Origin of the sequence: Sulfuricaulis sp., from assembly GCF_049587675.1 — a bacterium.
In the GTDB taxonomy this organism is placed as follows: Bacteria; Pseudomonadota; Gammaproteobacteria; order Acidiferrobacterales; family Sulfurifustaceae; genus Sulfuricaulis.
Map to the genome: position 1 here is coordinate 1 of NZ_JBAVEJ010000162.1, position 4,621 is coordinate 4,621.

At 60.2% G+C, this 4,621-nt stretch carries 4 protein-coding genes and 1 pseudogene; all 5 read right to left on the bottom strand.

Features of this window, described 5'->3' with window-relative positions; all coding sequences use genetic code 11:
* On the bottom strand, window positions 1–977 hold a 977-nt coding region (locus WB402_RS08385), incomplete at its 3' end, for an HAD-IC family P-type ATPase (RefSeq protein ID WP_424206827.1).
* Between the two features lie 106 nt (window positions 978–1,083).
* Window positions 1,084–1,446 (bottom strand): STAS/SEC14 domain-containing protein, encoded by a 363-nt coding sequence (locus WB402_RS08390; RefSeq protein ID WP_424206821.1) that lies wholly within the window; start codon window positions 1,444–1,446, stop codon window positions 1,084–1,086.
* 16 nt (window positions 1,447–1,462) lie between these two features.
* A complete protein-coding gene (locus WB402_RS08395) occupies window positions 1,463–2,758 on the bottom strand; it encodes a cation:proton antiporter (protein WP_424206823.1) in 1,296 nt (431 codons plus the stop codon).
* A gap of 127 nt (window positions 2,759–2,885) precedes the next feature.
* Window positions 2,886–4,211, bottom strand: a complete 1,326-nt coding sequence (locus WB402_RS08400; RefSeq protein WP_424206825.1) for a DUF2254 domain-containing protein — start codon at window positions 4,209–4,211, stop codon at window positions 2,886–2,888.
* Window positions 4,212–4,360: 149 nt separating this feature from the next.
* Window positions 4,361–4,621: pseudogene (locus tag WB402_RS08405) on the bottom strand (phosphoketolase); the annotation flags it as partial.

Sequence of the window (4,621 nt, forward strand, 5' to 3'; positions counted from 1 at the left end):
GCAGGAATACCGTTCACGCTGAACGGGTCGCCCAGCGTCAGCTTGTTCTGGGTCAGCGTACCGGTCTTGTCCGAGCACAATACGTCCACGCCCGCCAGTTCCTCGATGGCGACCAGCCGGCTCACGATCGCCTCTTTCTTCGCGAGCAGGCGAGCGCCGACCGCCATGGTCACCGACAGCACCGTGGGCATCGCCACGGGAATCGCGGCCACGGTCAGCACCAAGGCGAACTGCAGCGTCTTGAGGATCGGGTCGCCGCGGAACAGCGCGACGGTAATAATCACCGCCACCAGCGTTACCGCGAGGATGATCAGGTAATTGCCGATCTTCAACACCGCGCGCTGAAAGTGGCTGACGGTGAGCGCCTCCTGCACCAGTTGCGCCGTCTTGCCGAAGTAGGTGTTCGCACCCGTGGCATACACCATCGCGTCGATTTCGCCCTGACGGATAATCGACCCCGAAAACACCGCCTCGCCAGGTTTGCGCGTGGCGGGCAACGACTCTCCCGTCAGCGCCGACTGATCCACTTCGATCGGGTCACCCTCCAGCAAGCGTGCATCCGCCGGCACGATGTCGCCCAAACGCACGCGGATGACGTCGCCCGGCACCAACTCACGCGCCTCCGGGGTGGTCCACTTTCCATCACGTTTCACCCTCGCCTTGATCGCCAGCTTGGCTTTCAGCGCGGCGATGGCATTGCCCGCCTGGTGTTCTTCCCAGAAGCCGACCACGCCGTTGGCCACCAGCAGCGTGAGGATGATGAAAAAATCCGGCCAATGCCGGGCGACCGCTGAAAGGATCACGGCCGCTTCGATCATCCACGGGATGGGACCCCAGAAATAACTGAGGAATTTCAGGAACGGGTTGGTTTTCTTTTCTTCAATCTCGTTGGGTCCATATTGGGTCAGCCGTTTCTGCGCCTCGACTTGACTGAGGCCGTCCGGCGACGACTCCAACTTTGCCTGCAGTTCCGGCATGGGAAGGGATTGTAGTTCGTCCTTCGCATCTGGCTTCGATTCTGGAGCTTTGAGCTGGTCGGTATTGGGTTCCATAGTCGGCATCCATTTGTCTTTGACGAAGCCGCTACACCTCGTCCAGCCACATCCGCGCCTTGGTGGCGTCAGCGTGTTCGAAGTATCGGATTATCGCTTTCGTGAACGGCTTGCAGAACGTCGCGATGCCGTGTTGCCACTTCTTTTCTCCAACCATCGCGAGTCGCTCAATGTCGCCGAAGTGATTAATGGCGAACTTGGTGTCCTCCCACAGCGCGCCGGCTTCCCATCCATGGAAGCCGGTCATCTCGAACAGCACGCGCAACTTTCCGTGCTGCCGAACGAGTCGCTCGAACTCGGGCACGAATTGCTCGTAATCTGCCTTTACCAGTTTCCCTCTGACGTGAACGGTGAGTACCGTGCCGCCGCTTTCTTCATTGAGTCGAATTGGCATTTTGGAACTCCTTTGCTCAAAGTCTTGAAGATGACTGAGAACCCGCCGTCAGGCGGCTGGTCTTCCGAATGACCCGGCCCACCGTCAAGCCTTGGACAAGGATCGAAAATACCACCACGAAATAGGTGAGGGTCAGCACCAGGCTGCGCGAGTCGTTGGCCGGTAGCGACAGCGCCATAGCCACCGAGATGCCCCCGCGCAATCCCCCCCAAGTGAGGACCGCTATCGCCCCTTGCGGCTGCGCTCTCACCCGACTGAGAGGACCGATGATTCCCGCGACACTCAGCCAGCGCGCCGCCAGCACGATCGGTATCGCAAGGACCCCGGCCGCCAGCCAGCCGCGTTCGATCGGGAGCACGAGAAGCTCCAGGCCGATCAGGAGAAAGAGCACGACGTTGAGAATCTCGTCGACCAGCTCCCAGAAACCGTCGACATGTACACGCGTCTTCTCCGTCATGGCGAAGGCTCGACCCTGGTTGCCCACGAACAGGCCCGCGACCACGACGGCGATTGGGGCCGACAAATGCAAGGCATCCGCCAGGGCGTAGAGCCCCATGGCCAGAGCGAGCGTGAGCAGGACTTCGACCTGATAATTGTCGACACGCTTGAGCATCTGGTAGGTGATGAATCCCGCCGCCAGTGCCAGCACCAAGGCGCCACCCACTTCCTTGAGCAGCAGCGTCCCCACCGCGCCGACCCCGATCGAGAGCGGCGCCGCGACGCCGTTGCCGGCAGCTTCGTCAAAGCCGGCGAGTTGCAGGAGCACCAGGAAGATGACGACACCCAGCCCGTCATTGAACAACGATTCGCCAGCCACCTGTACCTCGAGCTGTCGGGGCGCACCAACGGACTTCATGATGCCCAGCACCGCGATGGGGTCGGTCGGCGAGATCAGGGCGCCAAAAACTAGCGCATATAGGAATGGAATACCCAGTCCCAGCCAGCCGAGGACCAACCACGTCACACCGCCGACAACGAACGTGGAGAAGAGTGTCCCGAAAATGGCGAGCAACGAAATGGGCAGCCATTCACGGCCAAGATCCTCGAGCTTCACGTGTATCGCGCCGGCGAACAGCAAGAAAGCGAGCATGCCGTGCAGCACGACCTGGTTGAAGTCAATCTGCGAGACCATGGTCGCAGCCTGTTCGCGGAACCCTTCGGCGTAGGGCCCGATGAGGACCAGCGCGAGCGAAGCGACCAGGGCCACCAGCATGACGCCGACAGTGGTCGGCAGTTTAATATAGCGATAATTGATGTAGCTCGAGACGGCGGCGAGTGAGATCAGGATGCTGACCAGGGAAAAGAAACTCACCACTCCTCCCGATATGTTTCGCGATTACGTTCGCGGATCTTCTTGCTTTGTCCGCAGCGGCGAAGCGTCCCGCCTTCGCGACAACGGTCGCTGATGTCGAAAAATACTGATCCCCCATGATGCCCGATCATGGCTTGTCTCCGAGCGCTTCACGGACCTCCATCAGCCGCCTTGCGAGCCGCTCGCGCTCATGAGCGGATTCGGTGGTGCGACCAGCGAGTTCGGCAATCCACAGCACCTGTTCTTGGAGCGCCCGTCGGCGGCGCGGGCTGGCGGTCAGACTGGCGAGGGTCTCAATGGCGCTGAGCATGCGCGCCATGATGCCGACATTGCCTATGGCGCTGCCGCGAATCTGGTCGAACGCCTCGGCCAGCAGACCTTCAAACGTCGGGGCGATGGCGATCACACGCAGTTCGTCGCCCTCGTAGCGGAGCAACGCAGGAAATTTCCGGCAGGCCAGCTGCGCCAGAATCGCCGTCAGGTAATCCACGCACATTACCGCCGTCGAGGTGTCGTTGACGCCGGGCGATAGTGCCTTCAAGGCCATATCCACGAGCTGTCGGATACCGAAAGCGGGGTCCTGTTCCACCGTGCGATGGCGGCCCACATTGTAAGCATCATTCAGGGCCTCAATCGTCTTTTGGTCCGGAGGGCCTTCCAGCGCGAGCGAAGCCAATACGGTATTTTGCACAACGAACGCGCCGATGCCGCGCTCCATGCGCACGATGGTCTTCCTGTTCCGCGCCAGGCGCAGCAGCGCATCATTATCCACGCTCTGAATGTAACCGTTCACCTCTGCCGGCACGGCGTGCCAGGTCCTCGCAACCAGAGACTGGTGCACCTGATCCTGGCCCTCATCTTCATCGGGCCCGTGCCCCAGCCTTTCCGGAAAAAGCCGCTCAATGGACCTGATGGTGTCCTGAGCAATGGAGGCGATGATGCTGGACGCCTGGATCGACGAGGCGATGTGATGAATGAAGAAAACCAGCACGCCAACGCCGCCGAGCGCCAGAACAAATGCGAAGAACACCGCCAGGCTCGGCACGAACTCGTCTACGCCACCACCACCGCGTATGGTGCGCAACACGACCAGGCAATAAACGAAAATGCCGGCGAAGATCCCGAGCGTGAGCTGCGTGACGCGGCTGCCCATGAAGGTCCGCAGGATGCGCGAGGTGTATTGGCTCGATGCCAGCGCCAGCGCCACCAGGGTCATGGAGAACGTGATGCCCATAACGGACATCATTGAACCGGCCAGCGTGGACAACATCTGGCGCGCACCGTCCGCCCCGGCGCCAAACAGCCGTGGCCACTGGGCCAGCCATCGGTCGCTCCCGATGGAATCTGCTTCGATCAACGCCGCTGCGAAGGCAATGTTGGCTACGACGATCAGCGAAGGCATGAACCAAAAGCTCGAGCGCAAATTGCTCCAGAGTTGTTTGAATTTATGCATAGATCAATCTCCTAATCCGGCGGCAGAGCGCACAACCTGATGATCAGTATGTTCTTATTAGTGCCTTTTGTACCGCACTCACCGACAGCCAGATCAAATATTTTCCCACCACGGCAACGAATATCCTGGTCGGGCCTTCAGCGCGACGCTCATACAATTGATCCCTTCCATCGCCAATTTCGAATCTCCGGCAGGTCCTGGCCGTGCTTGTCGATGTATTGCTTGTGCTCGATGAGCTTGTCCTTGAGTTGCTGTTTCAGGTAAATGCCCTGGTCGCCGGTCTGCGGCAGGCGATCTATGACGTCCATCACCAGGTGGAAGCGGTCCAGATCGTTGAGCACCGTCATGTCGAAGGGCGTGGTGATGGTGCCCTCTTCCTTGTAGCCGCGGACGTGGATGTTGTCGTGGTT

Coding starts and splice junctions, on each gene's coding strand:
- WB402_RS08390 (WP_424206821.1), bottom strand. CDS start 1,446: ATGCCAATTCGACTCAATGAAGAAAGCGGCGGCACGGTACTCACCGTT.
- WB402_RS08400 (WP_424206825.1), bottom strand. CDS start 4,211: ATGCATAAATTCAAACAACTCTGGAGCAATTTGCGCTCGAGCTTTTGG.